The organism is Streptomyces sp. NPDC085524, assembly GCF_044541755.1.
Lineage (GTDB): Bacteria > Actinomycetota > Actinomycetes > Streptomycetales > Streptomycetaceae > Streptomyces.
This window is the reverse complement of the sequence record NZ_JBITTH010000009.1, coordinates 289,560-313,715: the sequence shown is the minus strand read 5'-3', so window position 1 is coordinate 313,715 and position 24,156 is coordinate 289,560. Positions and strand designations below refer to the sequence as shown.

General features: G+C 72.2%; 24 protein-coding genes. 6 read left to right on the top strand and 18 right to left on the bottom strand.

The window, feature by feature from the left end; genetic code table 11:
- The first annotated feature begins 84 nt into the window (after positions 1-84).
- A complete protein-coding gene (locus ACIGFK_RS16830; protein WP_376657351.1) occupies positions 85-552 on the top strand; it encodes an RICIN domain-containing protein in 468 nt (155 codons plus the stop codon).
- Positions 553-629: 77 nt separating this feature from the next.
- Here the strand turns inward: ACIGFK_RS16830 and ACIGFK_RS16825 are convergent, their stop codons facing one another.
- From ACIGFK_RS16825 to ACIGFK_RS16815, 3 genes are all read right to left on the bottom strand, one after another.
- Positions 630-1,271 carry a dihydrofolate reductase family protein gene (locus ACIGFK_RS16825; RefSeq protein ID WP_400052357.1) on the bottom strand — a complete coding sequence of 214 codons (642 nt, stop codon included), beginning with the start codon at positions 1,269-1,271 and terminating at the stop codon, positions 630-632.
- Between the two features lie 88 nt (positions 1,272-1,359).
- The gene (locus tag ACIGFK_RS16820; protein WP_376657353.1) at positions 1,360-2,424 is read right to left on the bottom strand and encodes a PP2C family protein-serine/threonine phosphatase; all 1,065 of its coding nucleotides are present in this window, start codon (positions 2,422-2,424) and stop codon (positions 1,360-1,362) included.
- A gap of 149 nt (positions 2,425-2,573) precedes the next feature.
- A complete protein-coding gene (locus ACIGFK_RS16815; protein WP_376657354.1) occupies positions 2,574-3,557 on the bottom strand; it encodes an aldo/keto reductase in 984 nt (327 codons plus the stop codon).
- Between the two features lie 105 nt (positions 3,558-3,662).
- Here ACIGFK_RS16815 and ACIGFK_RS16810 point away from each other — a divergent pair, with 105 nt between their 5' ends.
- The gene (locus ACIGFK_RS16810; RefSeq protein WP_376657355.1) at positions 3,663-4,244 is read left to right on the top strand and encodes a TetR family transcriptional regulator; all 582 of its coding nucleotides are present in this window, start codon (positions 3,663-3,665) and stop codon (positions 4,242-4,244) included.
- A gap of 98 nt (positions 4,245-4,342) precedes the next feature.
- On the opposite strand, the gene ACIGFK_RS16805 is transcribed toward ACIGFK_RS16810, so the two are convergent.
- Both ACIGFK_RS16805 and ACIGFK_RS16800 read right to left on the bottom strand, forming a co-directional pair.
- Positions 4,343-5,242 (bottom strand): NAD-dependent protein deacetylase, encoded by a 900-nt coding sequence (locus tag ACIGFK_RS16805; protein ID WP_376657356.1) that lies wholly within the window; start codon positions 5,240-5,242, stop codon positions 4,343-4,345.
- A 129-nt stretch (positions 5,243-5,371) separates the two neighbouring features.
- Positions 5,372-6,175 carry a dienelactone hydrolase family protein gene (locus ACIGFK_RS16800; RefSeq protein WP_386471604.1) on the bottom strand — a complete coding sequence of 268 codons (804 nt, stop codon included), beginning with the start codon at positions 6,173-6,175 and terminating at the stop codon, positions 5,372-5,374.
- A gap of 126 nt (positions 6,176-6,301) precedes the next feature.
- On the opposite strand from ACIGFK_RS16800, the gene ACIGFK_RS16795 reads away from it, so the two are divergent.
- Positions 6,302-7,357 (top strand): GlxA family transcriptional regulator, encoded by a 1,056-nt coding sequence (locus ACIGFK_RS16795; RefSeq protein WP_400052354.1) that lies wholly within the window; start codon positions 6,302-6,304, stop codon positions 7,355-7,357.
- Here the strand turns inward: ACIGFK_RS16795 and ACIGFK_RS16790 are convergent.
- The 3 genes from ACIGFK_RS16790 to ACIGFK_RS16780 form a co-directional block, all read right to left on the bottom strand.
- A complete protein-coding gene (locus ACIGFK_RS16790; protein WP_386471600.1) occupies positions 7,338-8,669 on the bottom strand; it encodes an APC family permease in 1,332 nt (443 codons plus the stop codon). The genes ACIGFK_RS16795 and ACIGFK_RS16790 overlap by 20 nt on opposite strands.
- 202 nt (positions 8,670-8,871) lie before the next feature.
- Entirely contained in the window at positions 8,872-9,396 is a 525-nt protein-coding gene (locus ACIGFK_RS16785; protein ID WP_400052351.1) for a dihydrofolate reductase, read from the bottom strand.
- Positions 9,393-10,190, bottom strand: coding sequence for a thymidylate synthase (locus tag ACIGFK_RS16780; RefSeq protein ID WP_376657361.1), 798 nt, complete (start codon positions 10,188-10,190; stop codon positions 9,393-9,395). Before ACIGFK_RS16780 ends, ACIGFK_RS16785 begins: the two co-directional genes overlap by 4 nt.
- Before the next feature lie 291 nt (positions 10,191-10,481).
- On the opposite strand from ACIGFK_RS16780, the gene ACIGFK_RS16775 reads away from it, so the two are divergent.
- The gene (locus ACIGFK_RS16775; protein WP_386471594.1) at positions 10,482-11,912 is read left to right on the top strand and encodes an amidohydrolase family protein; all 1,431 of its coding nucleotides are present in this window, start codon (positions 10,482-10,484) and stop codon (positions 11,910-11,912) included.
- A 22-nt stretch (positions 11,913-11,934) separates the two neighbouring features.
- Here the strand turns inward: ACIGFK_RS16775 and ACIGFK_RS16770 are convergent, their stop codons facing one another.
- The 7 genes from ACIGFK_RS16770 to ACIGFK_RS16740 all read right to left on the bottom strand — a co-directional run bounded on the left by ACIGFK_RS16770 (position 11,935) and on the right by ACIGFK_RS16740 (position 19,478).
- Positions 11,935-12,444: a hypothetical protein gene (locus ACIGFK_RS16770; protein ID WP_376657363.1), complete on the bottom strand. Its 510-nt coding sequence runs from the start codon at positions 12,442-12,444 to the stop codon at positions 11,935-11,937.
- 145 nt (positions 12,445-12,589) lie between these two features.
- The gene (locus ACIGFK_RS16765) at positions 12,590-13,255 is read right to left on the bottom strand and encodes a CE1759 family FMN reductase (RefSeq protein ID WP_400052348.1); all 666 of its coding nucleotides are present in this window, start codon (positions 13,253-13,255) and stop codon (positions 12,590-12,592) included.
- Complete coding sequence (locus ACIGFK_RS16760) at positions 13,252-14,373, bottom strand: LLM class flavin-dependent oxidoreductase (RefSeq protein WP_376657365.1); 1,122 nt, start codon at positions 14,371-14,373, stop codon at positions 13,252-13,254. Before ACIGFK_RS16760 ends, ACIGFK_RS16765 begins: the two co-directional genes overlap by 4 nt.
- Before the next feature lie 32 nt (positions 14,374-14,405).
- Positions 14,406-14,867: a hypothetical protein gene (locus ACIGFK_RS16755; RefSeq protein WP_400052346.1), complete on the bottom strand. Its 462-nt coding sequence runs from the start codon at positions 14,865-14,867 to the stop codon at positions 14,406-14,408.
- A 146-nt stretch (positions 14,868-15,013) separates the two neighbouring features.
- Positions 15,014-16,147, bottom strand: coding sequence for a nucleotide disphospho-sugar-binding domain-containing protein (locus tag ACIGFK_RS16750; protein WP_400052344.1), 1,134 nt, complete (start codon positions 16,145-16,147; stop codon positions 15,014-15,016).
- Positions 16,148-16,645: 498 nt separating this feature from the next.
- On the bottom strand, positions 16,646-17,929 hold the full coding sequence (locus ACIGFK_RS16745; protein WP_400052342.1) for a cytochrome P450: 1,284 nt from the start codon (positions 17,927-17,929) through the stop codon (positions 16,646-16,648).
- A 40-nt stretch (positions 17,930-17,969) separates the two neighbouring features.
- The gene (locus tag ACIGFK_RS16740; RefSeq protein ID WP_400052339.1) at positions 17,970-19,478 is read right to left on the bottom strand and encodes a methyltransferase domain-containing protein; all 1,509 of its coding nucleotides are present in this window, start codon (positions 19,476-19,478) and stop codon (positions 17,970-17,972) included.
- Positions 19,479-19,603: 125 nt separating this feature from the next.
- On the opposite strand from ACIGFK_RS16740, the gene ACIGFK_RS16735 reads away from it, so the two are divergent.
- Complete coding sequence (locus ACIGFK_RS16735; RefSeq protein ID WP_400052337.1) at positions 19,604-20,389, top strand: hypothetical protein; 786 nt, start codon at positions 19,604-19,606, stop codon at positions 20,387-20,389.
- Positions 20,390-20,562: 173 nt separating this feature from the next.
- Entirely contained in the window at positions 20,563-21,108 is a 546-nt protein-coding gene (locus tag ACIGFK_RS16730; protein WP_376657371.1) for an EF-hand domain-containing protein, read from the top strand.
- Between the two features lie 332 nt (positions 21,109-21,440).
- Here the strand turns inward: ACIGFK_RS16730 and ACIGFK_RS16725 are convergent, their stop codons facing one another.
- The 3 genes from ACIGFK_RS16725 to ACIGFK_RS16715 form a co-directional block, all read right to left on the bottom strand.
- Complete coding sequence (locus ACIGFK_RS16725) at positions 21,441-21,962, bottom strand: DUF3291 domain-containing protein (protein WP_400052335.1); 522 nt, start codon at positions 21,960-21,962, stop codon at positions 21,441-21,443.
- 32 nt (positions 21,963-21,994) lie between these two features.
- Complete coding sequence (locus ACIGFK_RS16720; RefSeq protein ID WP_386471567.1) at positions 21,995-22,693, bottom strand: helix-turn-helix transcriptional regulator; 699 nt, start codon at positions 22,691-22,693, stop codon at positions 21,995-21,997.
- 69 nt (positions 22,694-22,762) lie between these two features.
- Positions 22,763-23,929 (bottom strand): alanine--tRNA ligase-related protein, encoded by a 1,167-nt coding sequence (locus tag ACIGFK_RS16715; protein ID WP_386471564.1) that lies wholly within the window; start codon positions 23,927-23,929, stop codon positions 22,763-22,765.
- Between the last annotated feature and the right edge of the window lie 227 nt (positions 23,930-24,156).

Sequence of the window (24,156 nt, the reverse complement as noted above, 5' to 3'; positions counted from 1 at the left end):
GGAATCCTCGTTCCGGCACCGGACAACGGCCCGCGGCTAGACATGTGCCAGCGCAACCGCGCAACGGCCATGCGAAGGAGAACCATGAGGTCCGTACGACGACTGATGCTGCTGGCGGCGACCACCGGGCTGCTGGCCGGGGCCACACTGACGGGCGCGCCCGCGTTCGCCGCGGCGCCGCTCCTGAAGTCCGACCTGAACGGAAGGTGCGTCGACATCTTCATGTTCCACCAGGAGAACGGCGCCTCCACCGTGACCTGGGACTGCACCGGCAACACCAACCAGCAGTGGCGGTGGGACGGGGAGCAGATCCGTTCGGGCATGAACGGGAAGTGCCTGGAGATCTACGGTCCCCACCTGGGCGACCAGGGATCGGTGGCCATGTGGGACTGCAACGGCGGCGCCCACCAGAAGTGGTTCCGCAACGGCGGCGAGATCCGCAACCGGGTGAACGGGAAGTGCCTCGACATCCTGGCCGGCCGGGCCGAGAACGGCCAGCTGCTGGTCAGCTGGAGCTGCAACGGTGCGCGCAGCCAGAGCTGGGACTTCTGAACGCCGGTCCGGCCCGGCACGCACTGTGCCGGGCCGGACCGGTCCCGTGCCCGGCAGCCGCCGGCCGCGAGGGGCCCTCAGCCGGTGCCGAGGCCGCGGCCGGGTGCGCTCATGTCGCCCGTGGCGGGGGTGCCGTCGGCGAGCCCGTAGCGCAGGTACACGGTTCCCTTCGGGCTGGTTTCCGGGGGTGCGAGGAGCGTGAGGTTGGTGGGCACCGCGCCCTCGTCGAACACCTTCTTCCCGACGCCGAGCACGATCGGGTGCACCCAGAGGTCGAGGCGGTCGAAGAGCTTCTCGCGCAGGAGGCTCTGGACGAGGTTCAGGCTCCCGACGACCTTCACGTTCTCGTGGCGGTCACGGATCTCGCGCACGGCCTCGGCCAGGTCCGGGCCGAGGTGCTCGGACCCGGCCCAGGAGAGGTCGGGCCGGCCGCGGGAGGCCACGTACTTCGGGACGCTGTTGAAGAGCGTCGCGATCTCGTTGTCCTCGCCGCCCTGCTGGTGGGGCCAGTAGGCGGCGAAGATGTCGTACGTCCGCCGGCCGAGCAGGAGTGCGTCCGTGCCTTCGTACGCGGCACCGATCTGGGCTCCGGCGGTCTCGTCGATCAGGGGTGCCTGCCAGCCGCCGAACGGGAAGCCGACCGGATCCTCGTCGGGTCCGCCGGGCGCCTGCCCGACGAGGTCGAGGGTCGCGAACATCTCGATGTGGATGAGGCCCATGGCTTGCTCCCGGTGCGTCGGTCGTCTCCGTCAAGGAATAGACCTGCGGGCGTCCCCGAACTCATCGCCGCGCCGGAAACCGGTTTCGTCACGCGGGCTCCGTGTCCCCGGGTTCCTCCGGTTCGTGCAGGCGGACGGCGAGGGCGGCGATGTCGTCGTCGAGGCGTCCCCGGCTGTAGCGGAGCAGGTCGCGGTGGAGGGTCGCGAGGAGTTCGCCGGGAGGGGTGGGGGGCTGCCGGCTCATCCAGGCCGTCAGCGGGAAGAACTCGCCGTCGCGTGCGCGGGCCTCGGCGATCCCGTCGGTGTAGAGGAGCAGCAGGTCGCCGGGGGCGCAGTCGAAGCGGTCGACGCTGTAGTGGTCGCCGATCAGCTCCGCGAGGCTGAGCAGGGGCGAGGGGTCGACGGACTCCAGGACACGGAGTTTCCCCCCGTTCAGGAGCAGTGGCGGGGGATGTCCGCAGTTGAGGATGCCGATGCGTCCGCCCTCGTGCGGGATCTCGACGAGGAGGGCGGTGGCGAAGCGCTCCGTCGGCCCCTCGGGGGGAAAGGCGGCGTTGTACCGGGTGCTGCTGACGTCCAGCCTGCGGGCGATCTCGACCATGTCCCGCTCGTCGTAGGCCGCCTCCCTGAAGGCGTTGACGATCGCCGCGGCCGCCCCCACCGCGGGCAGGCCCTTGCCCCGTACGTCGCCGATGAGCAGCCGCACCCCGAACGGGGTGTCGGCGACCTCGTAGAAGTCCCCGCCGATGCGGGCTTCCGCGGCGGCCGCGAGGTACAGGGCCTCGATCTCGATGTCGCCGAAGCGGCGCGGCATGGGGCTCAGCACCACTTGCTGTGCCGCGTCGGCCACGAGCCGTACCTGGAAGAGGGTGCGCTCCCGCTGGAGCCGGAGATGGCTTCCGTAGGCGGCGGCCACGGTGACGGCGATGATGCCGGCGGCCGTCCACCACGTCCCGAGGTCCGGGAAGACGAGGCTGAGGCCGATCATCAGGAAGAGGCAGACGGTGCCGAGCAGAACGGTGGGGAGCACCGGCCACATGGCGGCGGCCAGGGCCGGCGCGGCGGGCAGGAGGCGGCTGAAGGCCATTTCCGGCGGAGTGTTGTACGCCAGCCCGGCGATGACGACGGTCAGGATGACCGGCGACAGCCGCACAAGTCTTCCCGGGCCGGGGCGCCGGCGGAGCCGCGGCCGTCCGGACTCGATCACACTTCACAGAATATCGACATACAGAGGGCATAGCGCTCTGACTGATCAGGGGCGGGTGCCCGCCACCGGTCAGGTCGGCGGGTCAGGTCGGCGGGTCAGCCGTTCAGCGACTTCATGAGCTCGGGGGCGTAGCGGTCGCCCGTGACCACGCCGTGCGGAGCGACGGCCTCGATGGAGGCCAGGTCGGCGTCGGTGAGGGTGACGGCGGTCGCGGCGACGTTCTCCTCCAGGTAGCGGCGGCGCTTGGTGCCCGGAATCGGGACGGCGCCCATGCGCAGGGTCCAGGCCAGCGCGAGCTGCGAGGGGGTGACGCCCTTCTCCTCGGCGAGGTGGCGGACGCGTTCCACGACGGCCAGGTTGCGGGCGAAGTTCTCCCCCTGGAAGCGGGGGTCGGTACGCCGGAAGTCGTCGGCGGCGAAGTCGTCCGGGCTGGTGATGGCACCGGAGAGGAATCCCCGGCCGAGCGGCGAGTAGGCCACGAGCCCGATCCCGAGCTCGCGGAGGGTGTCCAGGACGCCGTCGTGCTCGATCCCGCGTTCGAAGAGGCTGTACTCGGTCTGCACGGCCGCCAGCGGGTGGACCGCGTGGGCGCGGGCGATCGTGGCCGCGGACGCCTCGCTGATGCCGATGTGGCCGACCTTGCCGGCCGCGACCAGCTCGGCCATGGCGCCGACGCTCTCCTCGATCGGCACGTTCGGGTCGACCCGGTGGAGGTAGTACAGGTCGATGCGATCGGTGCCGAGGTGGCGCAGGGAGCGGTCCGCGGCGCGGCGGATGTACTCGGGGGTGCCGTTGAACCCCCGGAGGGTGCCGTCGTCGGTGAATTCGACGCCGGTCTTGGTGGCGACGACCGCGGCGTCGCGGCGGCCGGCGAGGGCCTTGCCGAGGAGCTGTTCGTTGATGAAGGGGCCGTAGGCCTCGGCGGTGTCGAGCAGGGTCACGCCCAGCTCCAGGGCGCGGTCGATGGTGGCGAGGGACTCGGTCTCGTCGGTGGCTCCGTAGTGGGCGCTCATGCCCATCAGGCCGAGGCCTTCGGCGCCGACCTCCAGGCCCTGCGTGCCGAGTGCGCGGATCTCCATGGTGTTCTCCCGGAAGGGTGAAAGTAACTAACTGGATAGTTTGAGGATGGGGCACGGAGCGCCGGCATGTCAATAACCAGATAGTTACTTGCTAGGCTGGCCGGCATGGCACGGGATTCCAGCGCAACGAAGGCGAGGCTGCTCGACGCGGCGTTCGCCGAGTTCGCCGCGTACGGCATCGCCGGGGCTCGCGTCGACCGCATCGCGGTGGCCGCCCAGGCGAACAAGCGGCTCATCTACGTCTATTACGGTAACAAGGAGCAGCTCTTCGACGCCGTGCTGCAGCGTGCACTGGAGACCGGCTCGGAGTCGGTGCCGTTCGACGCGGAGGACCTCCCCCGGTACGTGGGCGCCGTCTTCGACCACCTCGTGGCCCGGCCCGACCTCATGCGGCTGGTGCAGTGGAAGCAGCTGGAGCGGCCCGGCAGCGCCGAGGCCGAGGCGGAGTCCTACCGGGGCAAGATCGCCGCGGTGGAGCGTGCCCAGCGGGCCGGACTGATCGACCCGGCGCTCGATCCGGCCGACCTCCTCACCCTGGTCATGGGCCTGGCCCAGGCCTGGACCGGCGCCGTCGGCGGCCCGGCCGCGGGCGTCCCGGAGGCCGCGTGGCCCGAGGAGCGGCTGGCCCGGCACCGCGAGGCCGTGGTCGAGTCCGTACGACGCGTGATCCGGCCGGCGGGGGCGTAGGAGCGGGTCGCACCCGTGCGGCCCCGCCGTGCGCCACCGGCCGCCGCCGCGGGAGCCTCCGTCGCGCGTCGCAACGGGAAGGCGGCCCTACGACACGGTCAGGCCGTCTCGGGGCGGTCGAGGGGGATCCCCAGGCGGTCGGCCACCGTGGTGAGGGCGCTCCCCAGCGGCAGCTCGACCCGGGCGACGGCGTGCCGGTCACCCCGGGTCGCGTCGCGGTTGACGATCAGCACCGGCTTCCCGGCCTCGGCGGCAAGGCGGACGAACCGCAGGCCGGACATCACCGTCAGCGAGGAGCCCAGGATCAGCAGCGAGGCCGCTCCGGCGACCAGCTCGCGGCAGTGGTCGACCCTCGCCTGCGGAACGTTCTCGCCGAAGAACACCACGTCCGGTTTGAGGATGCCGCCGCACCGCGAACACGGCACCACACGGAAGTCCCCGACCTGTTCGTCGGTGAGGTCGGCGTCGCCGTCCGGGTTGAGTGCGGCGGCCGTCGGCTCGAACCCCGCATTGGCCTCCTCCAGCCGCCGGGCGAGGTCGCGGCGCGGGCTGGCTGCCCCGCAGGAGAGGCAGACGACCCGGTCCAGCCCTCCGTGGAGTTCCACCACGCCCTCGCTGCCCGCCGCCTGGTGCAGGCCGTCGACGTTCTGGGTGATCACCCCCGCCAGCAGGCCGTGCCGTCCGAACGCCGCCACGGCCCGGTGTCCCGCATTGGGCCGGGCACGGCCGAACGTGCGCCAGCCCAGGTGGCTGCGCGCCCAGTACCGGCGCCGGGCCTGGGCGCTGGCGGTGAAGTCCTGGTACGTCATCGGGGTGTGCCGGCTCAGGCTCCCGCCCTCTCCCCGGTAGTCGGGGATCCCCGACTCCGTGGAGAGGCCGGCCCCGCTGAGCACCAGCACACCGCCGCCGCCGAGGGCGTCGACCACCGGCTCCAGGTCCGTGGTGCCCGGCGGCAGGCCCTCGGGCGGGGTCCAGGTCAGAGTGGGGCGCACGCGCATGCCGCCCAGGGTACGGAACGGGCGCCCCGCCCGCCCGGGCCCGGCCCGCCACTCGGCCGGCTCGGCCCTGCCCATGCGGTGCGGGGCCGCCCGCCCGCGACGACGACCGCGGTCAGCACGGGAACGGGATCACCCGTGCAAGCGGGCCGTGAGGAAGGCCAGGATCTCCTCGCGGGCCCGGACGGTGGGGTGGCCCGCCTCGTCGACGAGGTGGGCGGTGACGACGCTGTGCGGGGTGCCGACCAGGTCGGCGAAGAAGGGCGGCGGCGCGGGGTTGGCGGCGGCGTCCGGGAGGACGCGCCCGTCGAAGGCGTCGCCGAGCAGTGCGCGATAGGCGGCGAAACGCCGCCCCGTGCACCAGCGGTCGCCCTCGAAGCGGTAGGCGAGGACGGTGAGTCCGTCGCGGTGGAGCCGGTCGCGCACGGCGTGCGCGTCCGCCTCGTCGAGTTCGAGGCCGCCGGGGTCGTCGAGCGGCAGCGACGGGTGGTTGACCACCGGGGCGATCACCGCCGGCTCCAGGGCCATGGTGAGGGCGAAGTTGCCGGTGAAGCACAGGCCGATCGCCCCCACCCCCGGCCCTCCGCACTCGGCGTGGGCCTGGCGGGCCAGCCCGCGCAGCCAGACCGTGACGGGGCTGGTGCCGCCCCCGGCGAAGGCGCGGAACTCGGCGCTGACACAGGCCCGTCGGACCACTTCCCGGCCGCCCTCCGCCGTGGGGAACGCGCCGTCGGTCCCGAAGAGGGAGGGCACGTGGACGGTGAAGCCCGCGTCGCGCACCCGGCGGGCGAGCCGCAGGACGTCGGGGCTGATGCCCGGCATCTCGGGCAGCACCACGACCGCGGGCCCGGTGCCAGCCACGTACACCGTCTTCTCCACCCCCTCCACGGCCACGCTGCGGCGGGTGAAGTCGGTGATCGGATCGTCTTCGCTCATGGGGCCAGCCTGGTCCCGGGACCGGCTGCCGGAGGAGGGGCGGGATCGCCGGAGACGGGGGTAATCTCGCCACGCGCGAGGGCGGCGGCGGCCGGTACGCGGCCGGGGACACGGGGGGCAAGGGCAATGGCGGAGGCGGCGGCCCGGCAGACGCAGGACGGCCGGGGTGCGGGCGGCGGGCCGGGGGCGCTGCGGATCGGGGTCCTGGCGTATCCGGGCTGCTTCGCGTCCGAAGTGTTCGGCGTCCCGGACCTGTTGACGATCGCCGGGCACGTGGCCGGCCCGGAGGCGCCCGGCTACCGGGTGTCGGTGGTCTCGCCCCGCCGGCGGGTCACCGCTTCGGGCGGCGCGAGCCTGGACGTACGCCCGCTGCACGAGGTGGACGTCCTCGTGGTCCCCGGCTTCGAACTGGTCCCGGGCACCGACCTCGACGCCCGGCTGGCCCACCTCTCCCCCGAGATCGCTGCGGTCCGCGCGCAGGCCGCCGCCGGCACCGCCGTCGTCTCCCTCTGCGTCGGCGCGTTCCTGCTCGCCGAGGCCGGGCTCCTCGACGGGCGCCGGGCCACCACCTCCTGGCTGCACGCCGGGGAACTGGCCAGGCGCTGCCCGGATGCCGACGTACGGCCCGAGCACCTGGTCGTCACCGACTCCGGAGTGACGACCACGGCCGCCTTCAGCGCCATGTACGACTTCGCACTGGACCTGATCCGCCGGCACGACGGCGCCCGGGTGGCCCGCACCACCGCCCGGGTGGCGCTCGTGGACGACGCGCGGGCCTCCCAGACCCCGTACGTCGACCCGCGCCTCCTCCCGCAGCCCGGCCGGGCGTTCTCCCAGCGGGTCATGCGGCGGCTCGACCAGAACCTCGCCGAGCGGTACGACCTCGCCGCGCTCGCGAACGCGTTCCGGGTCAGCACCCGTACGCTGCTGCGCCGCTTCGCCGAGGAGACCGGAAGCAGTCCGCTGGCCCATCTGCAGGCTTCGCGGGTCCGCCGCGCCCGCCACCTCCTGGAGACCACCGACCGCACCGTCGCCGCCGTCGCCGCGGCCGTCGGATACCGGGACCCCGGCACCTTCGCCGCCCTCTTCGCCCGCCACACCGGCCACCGCCCGAGCGCCTACCGGGCTGCCTTCCGCCACACCGGCGGGGCCGTCCGGCACTTCACGGGCGGGCGGGCCTGAGGAACAGCAGCGGTGTGCCGGCGAGCAGCACCACGACGCCGATCACCGCCCCCGGCCCGGCGTAGAGCAGGCTGGACCAGAGCACCCACAGGCAGCTGAGGGCGAAAACGGCCGGGGTCACCGGATAGAGGGGCGTGCGGTAGTGCACACGCGGCGCGTCAGCGGCCTCCCGGCGGCGGAAGACGAAGAGCGAGAGGGTGACCAGGAGCATGAAGAACCAGAACACGGGCGAGGTGTAGGCGACCATCGTCCGGAACCCGACCCTCGTGACGGTTCCGAAGACGACCAGAGCGGCCGTCACCGCGCCTTGCAGGAGGAGCGCGTTGCCGGGGGTCGAACCGCGCTCCTTCCACGTGCCGATGGAGCGGAGCACGGCCACGTCGCGGCCGAGCGCGTAGTACGAGCGGGACCCGGTGACGATCAGGCCGTTGAGCGTCGTCAGGGTGGAGAGCACGACCACGACGCCCGTGACCCTCGCCCCGGTCTCCCCCGCGACGGCGCGCATCATGTCGGCGCCGACGGCGCTGCTCCCGCGGATGCCGTCGAGCCCCAGCACGCGCAGGTAGGCGAAGTTGACGGCCAGGGACACCCCGACGACGACCAGGACTCCGGCGACGAGCGCCCGGGCCATGGTCCGCCGGGCGTCCTTGAGCTCGCCGGAGAGGTACGCGGCCTCGTTCCAGCCGCCGTAGGTCAGCAGGATGAACATCATCGCGAGGCCGGTGCCGTCCCAGGAGAGGGCCTGCGGGGTTCCGGCACGGGGCCCGGGCGCCGTCGTGGCGAACGCGGCGACGACGAACCCGAGGATGCAGAGCACGGTGACGGTCTCGACGACGTTCTGCGTGACCTTGCCCGGCGTGGTGCCCGCGTGGTTGACGGCGGTGAACAGGGTGAGCGCGGCGAGGGCGTGGATCCCCGGGCCGTACGGTCCGAGCGGCACGGCCACGTTCGCGTAGTCGCCCATCACGAAGGCCGCGGCGGCGATGGCCCCGGGCTGGATCACCGCGCACCGTGCCCAGGCGAACATCAGCGCCACGTGCCGGCCGTAGGCCTCGCGGAGGAAGGCGTACTCGCCGCCTGCGCCGGGACGGGCGCTGCCCAGCTCGGCGTAGCAGAGCGCACCGATCAGCGTGATCAGCCCGCCCAGCAGCCAGAGCAGTACGTACGCGGTGTCGTCGCTCGCGTGCCTGGCCACCAGCGAAGGCGTCTTGAAGATGCCGATGCCGAGGACGATGCCGACCACCATGAAGGTGACGTCGGTCGGCGTCAGGCCGGCCCGGGCCGCCCTGCCGGCCCTGGCAGCTTCCGGCATGGGCACCCCGGGGTGTGGAGGACGTGAGCCGTGCGGGCACGGGGTCCCCCGTCCATCCCCTGACCAGGCACTCCGCGCCGAGGCCCATGCTGCCACGGCGGAGCCCGTCGGCCCGTCATTGGGCACCGCAGGCGCCCTGGCGGCCCGGGCGGCTTCGGGCTCCGGGGGCGTCAGGGCGTCAGGGCGTCAGGGCGTCAGGGCGTCAGGGCCGGACGTACCGGCGGATGCGGTAGCGCGGACCGGCGGTGGAGGTCTGCCAGCCGGTGTCCTCGACGGTCTTCCACGCCTGATCCACCTCCGGCGCGTAGGTGTCGCCCTTGACCTCGGTGTCGACCTCGGTCACCGAGAGCTCCGTGGCGTACGGCAGAGCGGCGCGGTAGATCTCGCCGCCCCCCATCACCCAGGCCCGCGCAGGGCCGGTCGGGGACGGTGCCGTGCCTGCGATGTCGAGGGCCTCGGCGATGGACCCGGCGCGGTCGGCGCCTTCGGCGCTCCACTGCGGATCGCGGGTCACCACGATGTTGCGCCTGCCGGGCAGCGGACGGAACCGCGCGGGCAGCGAGTCCCAGGTCTTGCGCCCCATGATCACGGGATGGCCGAGGGTGGCCGCCTTGAAGTGCGCCATGTCCTCGGGCAGCCGCCACGGAATCGTGTTGTCCGCGCCGATCACACCGTCGAGGGTCTGCGCCCAGATCAGTCCGGTCGGTCCGGTGAGTCCTGTGCTCATACCGCCACCGGGGCCTTGATCGCGGGGTGGTGACGGTAGTCCACGATCTCGATGTCGTCGTAGGCGTACTCGAACAGCGAGTCGGCCTTGTGCAGGCGCAGCTCGGGGAACGAGAACGGTGTGCGCGAGAGCTGCTCCGTCACCTGCGAGACGTGGTTGTCGTAGATGTGGCAGTCGCCGCCGGTCCAGATGAAGTCGCCCGGCTCGAGCCCGGCCTGCTGCGCCACCATGTGGGTGAGCAGGGCGTAGCTGGCGATGTTGAAGGGGACGCCGAGGAACAGGTCGGCGCTGCGCTGGTACAGCTGGCAGGACAGCCGTCCGTCGGCGACGTAGAACTGGAAGAGCGCGTGGCAGGGTGCGAGGGCCATCCGGTCCAGCTCCGCGACGTTCCAGGCCGAGACGATCATGCGGCGGGAATCGGGGTCGCGGCGCAGGGTGTCGAGGATCTGGCTGATCTGGTCGACGTGGCTGCCGTCCGGCGTGGGCCAGGAGCGCCACTGCACGCCGTAGACCGGGCCGAGGTCGCCCTTCTCGTCCGCCCATTCGTCCCAGATGCTGACCCCGTGCTCCTGGAGCCAGCCGACGTTGGAGTCGCCGCGCAGGAACCACAGCAGTTCGTACACGACGGACTTGAGGTGCACCTTCTTGGTGGTGATCAGCGGGAAGCCCTGCGACAGGTCGTAGCGGAGCTGGTGTCCGAAGACGCTCCGGGTGCCGGTGCCCGTGCGGTCGGCCTTCGCCGTCCCGGAGGTGAGCACCATCTTCAACAGGTCTTCATACTGCGTATCCGCCATGACCAGCGATTCTAATGCCACCGGCGGAGCCCGATGGCCTCCCGGCCCCCGGGCAGGAGAGGGAGCCGGCGGTGTCCGGGCTCCGGCCGGGGACGGGTGTCCGCGGAACGACGGTCGGCCGACCTCGACGTGACCGGATCGCCACGGGAATGGAAAGAGTTTTCCGCAACCGTCTATCGACCGGCCGTTCGCTGGGAATGCTGCGTGTAGTCCCCCGCCCCGCGCCACGCTCCGTCCCAGCGTTCCGCCCGGGCGGGCCTTCCGTTCTCAGCCTTCGGGAGGTAACACGCCATGTACGAACTCCCCACTCCGCCTTCGGCGCCCAGCCGCCGGAACCTCCTCGCCGGCCTCGGCCTGGCCGCCGCCGCCCCCCTCGTCCTCGGTGCCACCTCCGGTCCCGCACTCCGCGACCGCTCCTCCCGCCGGCCCGCCCCGGGCGGCGGCACGGTCCTGTTACGCGGGGCCTCGCTGGTGCTCACCATGGACCCCGCCATCGGCACCGGCCCCCTCGGCGCCGTCGGGAACGCCGACGTCCTGATGCGGAACGGCGCCATCGCCGCCGTCGGCACGGCACTGGGCACGCCGCCCGGCGCCCGGGTGGTGGACGCCTCGGGCAAGGTGGTCATGCCGGGGTTCGTCGACACCCACAACCACCTCTGGCAGGCGGTGATCCGCGGCGGGTGCACCGACCGGGACCTGTTCGGCTGGTTCCAGCGATGTACCGACCCGCAGCGCGCGCGCCTGACGCCCGCTGCCCTGCACAGCTTCGTACGGCTCGCCGCCCTCGACGCGGTCCAGTCCGGCGTGACGACGCTGGTGGACTGGGTGGACATCTTCTCCTACGACCTCATCGAGAGCTACGTACGGGCTCTCGCCGACACCGGGGTGCGGTTCACCTACGCGATGTACCCGCCCGCGCCCGACGGGGTGCTGGTCGGCAAGGTGAAGAAGCAGTTCGTCGACCCGGTGCCGCTCGGTTCCTTCCAGGTCGCGACCCATGCGGCGCGCTCGGTCCAGGACCACAACCGCGCCCACTGGGAGGTGGCCCAGGAGCTGGGGGTCATGCTCAACTCCCATGTCCTGGAACGCCCCGAGCAGCGTGCCGACGACCCCATCGGGGTCCTCACCGACATCGGGGCGCTGGGTCCGCGGCTCCTGGTCAACCACGCGATCCACCTGACGGACGCCGAGATCGCCGCCGTCGCCGAGCACGACGTACGCGCGGCGCACTGCCCGCTCAGCAACATGCGGCTGGCCTCCGGCATCATGCGGCTGTCCGAGCTCGGGCGGCGGGGCGTGAAGGTCGGGCTCGGCCTCGACGGCGGGACGAACGACAGCTCCGACTTCCACGCCCTGATGAAGACGGCCATCGGCCTGCAGCGCGCCCGTACGACCGAGGCCGGGGTCTTCCCACAGGTCGACGACGTCCTGCGGATGGCCACGCTGGGCGGCGCCGAAGTGCTCGGCATCGCCGACCGGGTGGGCTCCCTGACGCCCGGCAAGCGGGCCGACCTCGTGGTCATCGACCCGGCCGCCCTGAACTTCGCACCGCGCTTCGACTGGGTCGGGCAGATCGTCTTCAACGGGCGCCCCGAGAACATCGATGCGGTGTTCGTCGACGGGCGGGCGCTGAAGCTCGGCGGCCGTCTGGTCGACGTCGACACGGACCGCGTCGTACGGGAGGCGGAGGCGGCCGCCAACCGCCTCCGCGCCGCCGGCTAGCCGGCCGGGAGGTCCCGCCGGATCAGCAGCCGCCGCAGTTGTAGTAGGTCACGTCCCAGTGGTTGCCCTCGTCGGCGTAGACGTTGCCGGCGCCGGACTTCCACTGCGGAGCGCCGTCGCCGCGCAGCCCGATGTAGGTGAAGGTGTTCTTGATGTAGGTGCCGAGACAGGCGTACTTGGCGAAGTCGAGCTTGTAGCCGTTCCAGTGCGAGTACGTGCCGCCGGCGTGCCCCGTCTCGGTGCCCCCGGTGATGTTCAGCGCGCAGCCGCTGGCGCTCTTGAGGGTCTGGGCGCCCTGCGCGGTGGCGAGGTTGAGCTGCTCGAAGGAGGTGCAGGTGGAGTTGTAGCGGTCGGAACAGCCACCGGACGAGGACCAGGTGATGCCGGAGCCGCGGAACATCGACGTCGCCGTCGCGTGGCTGATCTTGGTGGCGGCGTGGGCCTCCGTGGCCCCGCCGAGGATGCCGATGCCGGGGGTGAAGAGCACACCCAGTAAGAGGACGAGAGCGCTGAGGACCGAGCGGATCTTCATCGGGGGATTTCCTCCTGCTGATGACCGGGACGGGTCGAGCAGGAAGATGGTGCCCCAGCCCTGCGCACCCCCACCAGAGGGCCTCGCGGGCACCCGGGGGTGCCCCGGGGCGTCAGGCCCCGGGGCATGCGTGCGGGCTCTGCGGCTACTCGGCCGCCAGCGCGGCCAGCCGCTGTTCGAACGGCACCACCTGGAAGCCGTGGGTCGCGTTCACCGACGTGATCGCGCCCGTCAGGGAACGCGGTGCGATGGCGGCGGCGGTGTCGACGTCCGGGGCGGTGTCCGCCCCGGCGTCCCGCGCGGCGGGCGCCATGAAGCGCGCCAGCTCCCCGCCCGCACGGGCGATCCGCTGCGCCAGCCCCTCGTCGCCCCAGTCCTCCGAGGCCGCGTACACGGCGGTCGGCAGGACGAGGGCGCGCAGGTAGGTGAACAACGGTCGCAGTGCGTGCTCGGTGACCAGTGAGTGGCGGGCGGTTCCGCCCGTCGCGCCGATGAGTACGGGCTTGCCGGTGAGGGCGTCCTTGTCGATGAGGTCGAAGAAGGACTTGAACAGGCCGCTGTACGAGCCGGCGAACACCGGCGTCACGGCGATCAGGCCGTCCGCGGCCGCCACCGCGTCGAGCGCGGCGGCCAGCCGGGCGGGCGGGAACCCGGTCACGAAGTGCTGGGCGATCTCCGTTGCCAGGTCCCGCAGTTCGATCACCTGGGGTTCGGCTTCCGCGTGGCGCAGCGTCTCGGCCGCGAGGCGGTCGGCGAGCAGGCGCGTCGAGGACGGCGAGCCGAGTCCGGCCGATACGACGACGAGCTTCATGCGCGCGTCTCCTCCTTCGGGGTCTCCTGGGCCTGGGACGCCTGCTCGGCCGCCTGCGCCACGCGGGCCGCGTGGGTCGGCGCGTCCGGTACGCCCGCCGGGCGGAGGGCCGCGAACTCCTTGCGCAGGACCGGTACGACCTCTTCGCCGAGGAGGTCGAGCTGTTCCAGGACCGTCTTGAGGGGCAGGCCCGCGTGGTCCATCAGGAACAGCTGGCGCTGGTAGTCGCCGGCGTAGTCGCGGAAGGACAGGGTCCGCTCGATGACCTGCTGCGGCGAGCCGACGGTGAGCGGGGTCTGGGAGGTGAACTCCTCCAGGGAGGGGCCGTGGCCGTACACGGGCGCGTTGTCGAAGTACGGACGGAACTCGCGGACGGCGTCCTGGGAGTTCCTGCGCATGAACACCTGGCCGCCGAGGCCGACGACGGCCTGCTCGGGGGTGCCGTGGCCGTAGTGGGCGTAGCGCTCCCGGTAGAGGTTCACCATCTGCTTGGTGTGGGAGGCGGGCCAGAAGATGTTGTTGTGGAAGAAGCCGTCGCCGTAGTAAGCGGCCTGCTCGGCGATCTCCGGAGAACGGATGGAGCCGTGCCACACGAAGGGGGCGACGCCGTCCAGCGGGCGGGGGGTCGAGGTGAAGGACTGCAGCGGGGTGCGGAACTTGCCCTTCCAGGTGACGACGTCCTCGTCCCAGAGGCGGCGCAGCAGGGCGTAGTTCTCGATGGCGAGGTCTATGCCGTCGCGGATGTCCTTGCCGAACCAGGGGTAGACCGGGCCGGTGTTGCCGCGGCCCATCATCACGTCGACGCGGCCGTCCGCGACGTGCTGGAGCATCGCGAAGTCCTCGGCGATCTTCACGGGGTCGTTCGTGGTGATCAGCGTCGTCGACGTGGACAGGATCAGCTTCTCGGTGCGCGCGGCGATGTAGCCGAGCATCGTCGTCGGCGAGGAGGGGACGAACGGCGGGTTGTGGTGCTCGCCGGTGGCGAAGACGTCGAGGCCGACCTCCTCGGCCTTCTGCGCGATGGCGAGCATCGCCTTGATCCGCTCGTGCTCGCTCGGCGCGCGTCCGGTCGTCGGATCGGGCGTGACGTCTCCGACGGTGAAGATCCCGAACTGCATGGCTCCCCTTCCCGAGGTTGTTTAGAATTCAACTATACCCCGGAACCGAGGGTGCCCCTGATGTATTCCCGGGGCGCGGTCGGACCGACGACGGCGCGTTCCCGGGGAGTGAGCCCGTACCAGGCGCAGAACGACGGCATGACGAGGTCCCCCGCCGCCCCCTGGAGGACGGTGGCCGCATCTCCGGCGCCGTCCGCGTCGAGGGGCTCGGCCTGGGGGGTGAACCACCTGCCGCAGACCGCCGGGGGCATGCAGACCAGCGGGGTCGGGGGATCGCTCCGGGCTCCGGAGCGGGCGGTCAGCGAGAGGGCGAGGAAGAGGGCGTCGGACGCCCACGCGGCCACGGCCTGCGTGCCGCGCGCCATCACGTGCCGCAGCTCGCCCCGGACCGCCCGCGCGTCGGTGAGCGGCAGTCGGAGCTCCCGGCCCGCCCCGTGGGCAGCCAGGATCCGGTCGGTCTCCCGGGCCTGCGGCTGCCCTCCCGTGACGGCCACCGCGCCGCGGGGCCGACCGGGGCCGACCGGGGGTGACCGGCCCGGGCGAGGCGGCGGGAGACGGCGGCCGCGACCTCCACGCGGCTCGAGCTCAGGCTCGCCGCGGTGCCCGCCCCCTCACATCCCGCACCCCGGGGTTCTGCCTCCTACGCCATCGCCGGGGAAGCGACCAGGGCCTCCAGGGCGGGGACGGTTTCAGCCGGGGTCGGCAGGGCCTCGTTCTCAGCCCGCAGGGTGGTGGCGGCCCGGCTCAGCTCCGGGTCGGTGACGAGGCGGGTGAGGAGCGCGGAGTCCACGTCGTCGGAGGCGGAGCGCAGGGCGGCGCCGGTCGCGGTGAGGGCGTCGGCGTTGGCGAAGTGGTCGGCGCCCTGGGGAAGCAGGAGCTGGGGCAGGCCTGCCTGCAGGGCGGTGAGCATCGTGCCGGAGCCGCCGTGGTGGACCAGTGCGTCGGAGACGGTCAGCAGCTCGGCCAGCGGGACCCAGGGCAGCGGGCGGACGTTGTCCGGCAGGGTGCCGAGCGGGGCGAGGTCCGCATCGCCGACCGCGAGCAGGAACTCGGCGTCCGCCGAGGCCGCGGCCTCGATCAGGCGGCCGATGGCCCGGACGCCGTCCAGCTCGGTGAGCACCGTGCCCAGCGTGACGACGACGCGGGGGCGGGTGCCGCGGTGGAGCAGTTCGGCGGGGACGATGCCGCCGCCGTTGTAGGGGAGGTAGCGCATGCGCAGCCCGCCCGGGTCACCGCCGAGCGAGGCGGGGACTATGTTGAGTGCGGTGGGCTCGGCGGGGCCCGCCACGCCGTACGTCTCGTACGCTTCGGTGAAGTTGGCGGCGAACCGGCGCACCATCTCGAGGCCGGAGGTGACGCCGAAGTTCTGGAGCACCGACGGGATCTTGAGCTTGGCCGCGACCAGCGGGGCCGACGCCTGGAACGAGTCGTAGACCAGTAAGTCCGCGCCCCAGCCGCCGGCCGCCTCCAGCAGGCCGTCCACCGTGGAGCGGGAGACGCGCGCGAAGACGCGGGCGGCCATGTCGAGGATCTGGTCCGTGGTCATGTCGGGGTTCACATAGCGGACCCCATCACCGCTGGACTGCTCGAACACCTCCCGGATGGTGCGGCCGTCGCCTATCTCGACGATCGGGAAACCGGCCTCGCGGAGCCGGTCCAGCGGCTGGGCGCTCGCGAACAGCACCTCGTGGCCGGCGGCGCGCAGGGCCTGCGCGGTCGGGATCATCGGGAAGAGGTGACCGGCCGCGGCCGGTCCGGTGAAGAGTATGCGCACGGTGTCTCCTTGCCAAAGGTCTTCCGGTCAAGGACGAGGCGGCCGGAGGCCGCCGCGATTCCTTTCGGTGAACTGATGGGAAGACGCCTTTCGTTCCCATCGGAAGGATCGAAATCCGGACGTTCTGCTACGGAAACCGGTCGGGGCCGGGCCCTCGGCGGACCAGGGCCGGAGGACGCCGGGGCCGTCCGCGGTGGGAATGTGCAGCGTTGCGGTGGGCGTGAGTTCACCTGTCGTGGTCAACGCCGGTGTCGCGTCCGACAGGAAGGTGCGTGCCTCCATGACCCCACCGCGCCGTTCGGCCCCGGATCGTGGTCCCCAAGACGCGTACGGGCGAGAATGCCGTTGACGCTGAGATTGATCACGCGCCTGGGCCCAGGCGCAGGTTCTCTCACGACGCGGTCAGCGTTCACGGCCAGACCTCATGACGGCCGGCCACCTCATGGCCAGACGGCCAGGATCGTGACACTCGTCCCCAGGGACCCTTTGTGCCGCGTCCTACCAGTCGGCGAGAAGGGGGGTAGGGGCCCTTAGGGCCGTGTTGGGCGGCCAGGTGTCGGGGTGGCAGCGGTCCGGGTGGGTGAGGGTGAGGCGGGGGCAGGCTTCGGCCAGAGTGGCCAAGGCGTGGTGGGCGAGACGGCGGGTGTAGGAGGCGCCTGGGCAGTAGTGGATTCCCGCGCCGAAGGCGACCGACGGCGGCTGCGGGCTGCGCCAGGCGTCGTACGTGTCGGGGTTGGTCAGCTGGTGGTGCTCGTCGCGGCCGGCGGAGGCGAGCAGGAGCAGCAGGCGCGCTCCTGCCGGGATCGGTGTGCCGGACAGGTGGACCTCGCGCGTGGTGTTGCGCAGCCACCCGGCGAGCGGCGGGTCGTGACGCAGGGTCTCCTCGACGGCTTCGGGCAAGCGGCCGGCCCGGTGGGCTTCCTCGAAGGTGTGGGTGGTCAGGAGGCGGTAGAGGGTGTTGATCAGCAGGCGGGGGACGATCTCCGCGTTGGTGATGAGCACTTCCATCAGGGTCGAGGCGACCTCGCGGGTGCTGAAGGGTTGCCCGCCGGGGTCCTGGTGGGTGAGCCAGCCGGAGACGAAGTCGTTCCCGGGGGTACGGGAGCGTTGCTCGATGAGGGCGAGGCAGTAGGCGTAGAGGTCGTCCAGGGCCTGCGCGGCGGCGACCTGCGCGGCGGCGTCGACGTGTCCCCAGACGAGGTCGGAGAGGCCGGCGGCCCAGTCCCGGACGGCGGGCTGGTCCGGTGCCGGGATGCCGGCGAGACGGCCGAGGACGGCGGTGGCGAGGGGGCGGGCCCAGTCCTCGACGAGGTCGGCGGTGCAGTCGGGGCGCCCGGCCAGTTCGCGGGCCGCTCGGGCCGTTTCCTCTCGTAGCAGGCCGTCCAGGTGGCCCACGCGGCGGTCAGTGGTGGGGAAGACGGCGGTCATCTGACGGCGGAAGCGGGCGTGGTGCGGAGGGTCCAGGGAGGACAGGACCGGCAGCGCGCCGCCGGCCTCCAGGATCGCCCGCGCCTGCGGGCAGAGCCGCTGGAGGGGGACGTACCCCAGGGCGGTGGAGAAGGTGCCGCTTGCGTCCCGCAGGACCGTGTCGATGTCACGGTGCCGGGCGACGACCCACACGTCGAGTTCCGGATCGTGGAAGACGGGGTGCTCACGGCGCAGATGCGCGTACAGGCTGCCCGGCTCGCCGGCCCCGTGCGCGGCGATCGCGCCGGGGGTGGTGGCCGGGCAGCGCGGCAGCCCGGTGCAGGTGCGGGAGGTCATCGGCTCGGTCAGGGCCACGGCGGCGGATCCTTCCGGTGCGTGCGCAGGGGAGCTGGGGTCAGCGCGTGCGGCGGGGGCGGGCGGTGAGGAGGACGGCGTCGTCGTTGAAGCGGTCGATGCCGGTGGCGAAGTGGGCGCGCAGGGCGGGCAGCAGCGCCTGGTGCAGCTCGGCGAGGCGGGGGTGTCCGGTGTTCCAGAACTCGGCGAGCACGTCGGCGGCGGCCTCGGCCTTCGCCTCCGCACCCTCCTCGGGGAAGACAACGTCGACGCGGGCGCGTGTGAAGGCGATGTCCGTGAAGCCGTGTGCGGCGAGGACGTGGGCGGCGCGGGTGAGGAGCAGGCCCTGGTGGTCGTGGGGTTCACCGGTCAGCTCGGCGCAGGTCCGGTTCCAGAGCGCGATCAACTGGTTGTCGGGGGCACCCTGGACCAGGACGATCCGGGCCTCGGGGTGGGTGCGGTCCACTGCCCGGGCCATCTCGGTGACGGCCGCGTCCGGGTCGTCGGTGTAGTGCAGCACCCAAGTCGCGACGGCCGCGTCGAAGGCGCCGTCCCGGACCGGAAGCTGCTCGGCGCAGCCGGACAGGACCGTGACTCCGTCGGCGGCCAGAGGACGCATGCTCTCCTCGCGGGCGGCGTGGGGCTCCACAGTGGTCACATGGCACGGCCGGGCCGCAAGAGCACGTACGACAGCGCCGCTGCCACCGCCGACGTCCAGGATCCGGGTGTTGCCGGCGAGGGCGTCGAGGACCGGGGCGATGTCGTGGCGCTCGAAGCGGGCCTCCATGCCGAGCCACCCCTGCTCGCTCAGCTCGTGCGGACCCCGGTAGGTCGCAGGCAGCGGGTAAGGGCCGGCCAGCGCGTGGGCCGGTACGGCGGGGCCGCCGGGCTTGACCGCGTACAGGAAAAGGTGCTCCTCGGGCCCCATACCGGGGAAATCGGGGTGGAAGACGCTGAGTTCCTCGTGGACGACCTCCAGTCCGGCCTCCCGGAGCAGGCGGGGGTACACCTCCGCCGGGTAGCTGGTGGCTCGGATGGTCTGGCCCATCCACTGGATCTCCTCGTCCTCCGCGTCGAACGGGACCGTGGCGAAGACGAACAGCCCGCCGGAGGCGAGCCAGTCGGCGATCCGGGTGAGGGTGGCGCCGAGGTCCGCGCGCGGCATCTGCAGAAGGGGGAAGAACGCCGTGATGGCGTCCCAGGAGCCGGGAGCGTGGGGCAAGGTCCGCACGTCTGCCAGTTCGAAGCGGGCGGCGGGAACTTGGGTCCGCGCCAGTTCCACCATGGTGGTGGACACGTCGAAACCGGTCACGTCGTGGCCGGCGGCGGCCAGGCGGTCGGCGGTCGGCCGGCCCGTGCCGGAGCCGATGTCCATGACCCTGGCCGCGGCGGGGAGGCGGGCCAGCAGCCAGTCGATCGCCTGCTGCTGCTCGGGCAGGTGCGCGTACGTGTCCTCGTAGGTCTTGCCGAGGACGTCGAACGGGCGGGCCGCGGCCTCCGGTGACCCGTGCGCCCGCGTCGAGCCGGCGGGATCGGCGGGCAAGGGCGTGGAGACGGTCTCAACGGCCATGGTTTCAGGGCCCCTTCACGATTTGCGGAATTGATCACTCTAGAGATTACACTCCGTACACACTCTTTCACTCCATGTGTGCGCCAGCGTGCGCCCCCCGTACCGTCTCGGAGACCCGATTCCCCGTGAACACCCAACCGCGTGACCACACCGCCTACTTCACCTTCCGCGACCAGCTCCTCGGCCCGTTGCGCACCACCGTCCTGTCGTCCCAGCAGCTGTGTGAAGCCGGCCGGCTGATCTACGGCCACGCCGACGGCCTGTCCCTCTATGGCATCCCCGCCACCGACATGGTGGCGAAGGGCATCGCCCTGCTCGGGCGCACCGTCATCGAGTGCTCGATCGACGCATACACCGCCCCGGTCGCCGACGCGCTCGCCGAACTCCAGGCCGCGACCCCGCCGCAGGGGCCCGACGCCGACAACCCACTGATCGCTGACCTCTTCTGCGGCTCAGGGAACTTCGGGTACCACCTCGGCCGACGCCTGACCCGCCCCGTCCACGCAGCCGAACTCGACCCCGCCGTCTTCGGCACGGCCCGCAACAACCTCGACCGCATCGGCTCCACGATCACCCTGACCCTGACGGACTACCGCGACCTGCTGCGCGAACTCCCCGCGCGCAGCACCCACGACACCTACGTCGTCGAGCCGCCGTGGGGCCCCGCCTTCAGCGCCGCCGGCCTCGACCTGACCCGCACCTCACCGCCCGTGCCGGAGATCCTCGCCGACATCCGCCGCTCCCGAGGCGGCCTGCCCTGTCACGTCGCGATCAAGGCCAACGACCAGATCGCCCACGACTCCCTGGCCCGCTCCTTCTCAGGCGCCCGCCACCTGGCCACCATCACGCCGGCCCCCTGCCTTCCCCACGGCGCGAACATGGACTTCCACCTCTACGAACTCCAGGGCTGACCCCTCCGCCCCGTGCCGTCATCACGCGGACGGGCCTCACCCCACGCGGTGACAGCACTGCGCCCAACGGGTGAACCGCGGTCCCTCAGCTCACACCACGGCAGCGATCTTGGCCAGTCTGGCCGCCCGATAACGATCACCATCACCATCACGAATACCGACAGGGAGTCGATGTGAGCAGCACCTCCACCATCACCCGCAAGTACGACCGAACGTTCCGCCTCTTCGACGTAGACGGCAACGGCGTCATCGAGGAGAAGGACTTCGCCCTGCTGGCGGAGGCCGTCCTGCGGGTGGGTGGCGTTGAAGCCGACAGCCCCAAGGGGAATGACCTGCGCCGGACCTTCCACGACTGCTGGACGGCGGTGTCGGCCTTCGACGACGGTGACGGCCAGGTCACCCGCGAAGAGTTCCACCAGGCCCTGCAGGCCCGCTTCAGCGAGCGCGGGCTGCTGGAGAAGCACTACCTTCCCGCCATGGACGCCTCGTTCTCCGTCATCGACACGGACGACGACGACCAGGTCCCGGCCGCACACATGGTCCGCTACCTGGAGGTCCTCGGCGTCCCTGCGGGCGAGGCCGAGGCGGTGTGCGCGGACATGGACATCGACGGCGACGGACACATCACCCGCGAGGAGTTCCGGACGGGCTGGATGGACTACCTCCTCGACACCACCGACAACTCCGTCGGCAGCAGGCTCCTGGGCGGTACCGCCTGAGATGCGTCGCCCGGGCTCATAGCGCGGGTCGTCCTACCGCCGTCCGTTCCACGGACGGGCACGTCACCGCGACGGTCGATGCGACCGACCGGCTGGAGCAGAAGTGGGCCGCGATCCCGGCCCACCGCAGCGAGGCGGCGCGGGAGCGGCCCCTGCCCGGCATCCTCGCCCGGCTGCCTGCCCGAGTACGGGAGTCGATCACCGCGACGGAGTACTTCACCCGTCTGGGCACCGGGGGCGGGGCGGGAGGGCTGCGGGAACTCGCCCCGTGAAGGGGCGCGGGCGTGCGTGCGATCCGGTGCCGCTCCTGATGCGGCCACCGCAGGCGGCGGTCACACCGCCGGGGAGCCCTCGGGCTGCACCGGCGGCAGGGCCTCGAGGTGGGCCGCGGCCTCGTCGGCCGTGTACGAGGACACGAAGGTGAACGCGCGCGGGGACGGTCCGTGCGCCCGCAGGTCCGCCAGCCGCTCGAGGGCTTCGCCGACGGTCGGGAGGTGACCGGCGGGGACCCACCAGAGCACCAGGTGCGCCTCGACGTGCCGTTCGAACCATTCGCGGCGTCGCCGCATCACTTCCAGGTGCCCGCTGCGGTAGGCGAAGTCCCAGAGCGCCTCCTGGTTCTCCCACACCGACAGGTTGACGATCACGTTCTCGCCCGCCGGGCGCATGCCGGTGGCGTCGGCCGCCCCCTCCTCCACGAGCCGCCACACGAAGCCGGGCGCGCCGTCCGCGGCGGCGTTGACCGGGTCGAGCATGTCGACGAACGGCGCGATGCGCGGGTCGTCGAGGGGGTGGCGGAGAGCGGCGACGTTGAGCTGGGCGAGGTGGGCGGCGGCATGCGCGGATGGGGTCATGGCCTCATCCCACCACGACCCCAGTTTCTATGTCAATGTGCGTTGTTTTTAGACTCCTCCACCACGACGCAGCACTCCCCCGGCCTGGGGTCCATCCGGGCTCGAACGGGACCGTCGGAGCCGAGCAGCCCCTCCAGCAGTGCGAGGTTCATGCCGCAGACGAGCGGAGGAAAGCGTTCGGCGACGGCGTGGAAAGGGCAGTTGCGCATGCGCACGACGGGCGCGGACCCCTCCACCTCCCCCTCGGCCCCCTCGGCCCCCTCCGCACCTTCCAGGTACGGCTCGTAGCCGCGCGCCGCCAGCACCCCCATGGCCTCTTCGAGGCCGGAGCAGGGCGTCGCCGAGCCGCGCAGGGCTTCACCCCGCCGACGCGCTGCGGTACTGAGCCCGGCGTCCAGTCCGGCCTGCTCGGCGGCCTCGGCGAGCAGCTCGGCGGCGGTGCGGTAGTCGCGGGCCGGCAGCGACACCGCCCGCTCGGTCCGCGCCCGCGTGTACACCTTGGCGGGACGGCCCGCTCCCGGCCCCGTGCGGCCCGTCAGGCGGCGACTGCCGCTCTCCAGCAGCCCGGCCTCGGTCAGCTTGTCCAGATGGTGCGCGGCGAGCGTGCGCGCCACCCCGGCCGCCTCGGCAGCCTCGTTCCGGCCCACTTCACGCCCCTGGGCGGCCACGTACTCGTACAGACGGCGCCGTACCGGATCCTGCAACACCGCGATCACATCGATGTCCTTCATCCGCCCATTCTAGGAACAACATGGATTGGAGATAGAAGCGCGGGGGACGCGTGCGGCCGGGGTGCGGCTTCACTCCTCCCGCAGGCTCGTGACCAGGTCGCGGGGGAGGCCGTGGGTGTCGTGGAGGTAGTGGAGGTCCTCCTCGGTCAGGCGTCCCTGGAACCGGGGCCGGGTGAGCACCTGGCGGCCGCGTTGCAGGAGTCCGCGGAACCGGTGCTCCTCCTCGCGCAGCACGCGCAGGACGTCGCCCGGGTGCACGTCCTGCCGGAAGCGGTCCAGGGTGTGCCGGACCAGTTCCTCCGGGAGGGCCTCGAGACCGCGCGACGGGTCGTCCCGCCACAGGACCGTGAGCACCCGTCGCAGCAGGCGGCGCAGGACGTAGCCCTGTCCCGTGTTGGCCGGGCGCACGCCGTCGCCTAGTACGACGACGGCCGAGCGCAGGTGGTCGCAGACCAGGCGCAGCGAGCGTTCGTCCAGGGACCACAGGGGCGGAACGAGACGGCGCCAGGGGTCGAAGACGTCGCACTCGAACACGGACGGCTTGCCCTGCAGCAGGGAGGACAGCCGCTCCAGGCCGAGCCCGGTGTCGACGTTGCGCTGGGGAAGCGGTACGAGCGAGCCGTCGGCGAGCCGGCGGTGGCTCATCGTCACGTGGTTCCACACCTCCACCCAGCGGTCGTCCCGGGTGGGTGTCGACTGCGGCGGGCCGTCACCGCTCCACAGGAAGATCTCGGAGTCGGGACCGCACGGTCCGACGGGTCCGTTCGACCACCAGTTGTCCTCCACGGTGAGTTCGACGGGGACGCCCCGCTCCTGCCACAGCCGGAGGGATTCGGTGTCCGGCTCCGTCCGGCCGTCCCCGGCGTAGACGGTGGTGTGGAGGAGGGCGGGGTCGATGCCCAGTCCCTCGGTGAGCAGCCCGTACCCCCAGTCGAGGCTGAGCGGGCCTTCGTAGTCGCCCAGCGACCAGGTGCCGAGCATCTCGAAGACCGTCAGGTGAGTGGCGTCACCGACTTCTTCCAGGTCCGTGGTGCGCAGGCACCGCTGTACGTTGACCAGCCGCCTGCCCAGCGGATGGGGGCGGCCCTCCAGGTACGGGGTGAGCGGGTGCATGCCGGAGGTGGTGAAGAGCACGGGGTCGCCGGGTGGCGGCATCAGGGTGGAGCCGGTGATCCGGCGGTGGCCGCGCTCTTCGAAGTACTCGACGAACGTCTTGGCCAGCTGGTCCGTGTGCATGGGATGACTCCTTCGCGTCACTGCGGGGGAGGCACCGGAGAACGGGACCGTTCAGTCTCCGGCCGGGGGCTGGAGCGCCACGGCACAACCGACGGACCGTTTCCGGTCGCCGGGGAGAGGGGAAGTCAGGCGGCGGCAACCGGCGAGCTGGTCGCTCGCGCGGTCGCGGTGGTGCTGGGGCCGTTGACGTTCATACCGGTGAGGGTAGCGCGGGCCCGGCCTCCGGA

Excerpts from the sequence above, each read along its gene's own strand:
- ACIGFK_RS16830 (WP_376657351.1), top strand. The coding sequence starts at position 85 with ATGAGGTCCGTACGACGACTGATGCTGCTGGCGGCGACCACCGGGCTG.
- ACIGFK_RS16825 (WP_400052357.1), bottom strand. The coding sequence starts at position 1,271 with ATGGGCCTCATCCACATCGAGATGTTCGCGACCCTCGACCTCGTCGGG.
- ACIGFK_RS16815 (WP_376657354.1), bottom strand. The coding sequence starts at position 3,557 with ATGGAGATCCGCGCACTCGGCACGCAGGGCCTGGAGGTCGGCGCCGAA.
- ACIGFK_RS16810 (WP_376657355.1), top strand. The coding sequence starts at position 3,663 with ATGGCACGGGATTCCAGCGCAACGAAGGCGAGGCTGCTCGACGCGGCG.
- ACIGFK_RS16805 (WP_376657356.1), bottom strand. The coding sequence starts at position 5,242 with ATGCGCGTGCGCCCCACTCTGACCTGGACCCCGCCCGAGGGCCTGCCG.
- ACIGFK_RS16800 (WP_386471604.1), bottom strand. The coding sequence starts at position 6,175 with ATGAGCGAAGACGATCCGATCACCGACTTCACCCGCCGCAGCGTGGCC.
- ACIGFK_RS16795 (WP_400052354.1), top strand. The coding sequence starts at position 6,302 with ATGGCGGAGGCGGCGGCCCGGCAGACGCAGGACGGCCGGGGTGCGGGC.
- ACIGFK_RS16790 (WP_386471600.1), bottom strand. The coding sequence starts at position 8,669 with ATGCCGGAAGCTGCCAGGGCCGGCAGGGCGGCCCGGGCCGGCCTGACG.
- ACIGFK_RS16785 (WP_400052351.1), bottom strand. The coding sequence starts at position 9,396 with ATGAGCACAGGACTCACCGGACCGACCGGACTGATCTGGGCGCAGACC.
- ACIGFK_RS16780 (WP_376657361.1), bottom strand. The coding sequence starts at position 10,190 with ATGGCGGATACGCAGTATGAAGACCTGTTGAAGATGGTGCTCACCTCC.
- ACIGFK_RS16775 (WP_386471594.1), top strand. The coding sequence starts at position 10,482 with ATGTACGAACTCCCCACTCCGCCTTCGGCGCCCAGCCGCCGGAACCTC.
- ACIGFK_RS16770 (WP_376657363.1), bottom strand. The coding sequence starts at position 12,444 with ATGAAGATCCGCTCGGTCCTCAGCGCTCTCGTCCTCTTACTGGGTGTG.
- ACIGFK_RS16765 (WP_400052348.1), bottom strand. The coding sequence starts at position 13,255 with ATGAAGCTCGTCGTCGTATCGGCCGGACTCGGCTCGCCGTCCTCGACG.
- ACIGFK_RS16760 (WP_376657365.1), bottom strand. The coding sequence starts at position 14,373 with ATGCAGTTCGGGATCTTCACCGTCGGAGACGTCACGCCCGATCCGACG.
- ACIGFK_RS16740 (WP_400052339.1), bottom strand. The coding sequence starts at position 19,478 with ATGGCCGTTGAGACCGTCTCCACGCCCTTGCCCGCCGATCCCGCCGGC.
- ACIGFK_RS16725 (WP_400052335.1), bottom strand. The coding sequence starts at position 21,962 with ATGACCCCATCCGCGCATGCCGCCGCCCACCTCGCCCAGCTCAACGTC.
- ACIGFK_RS16720 (WP_386471567.1), bottom strand. The coding sequence starts at position 22,693 with ATGAAGGACATCGATGTGATCGCGGTGTTGCAGGATCCGGTACGGCGC.
- ACIGFK_RS16715 (WP_386471564.1), bottom strand. The coding sequence starts at position 23,929 with ATGCACACGGACCAGCTGGCCAAGACGTTCGTCGAGTACTTCGAAGAG.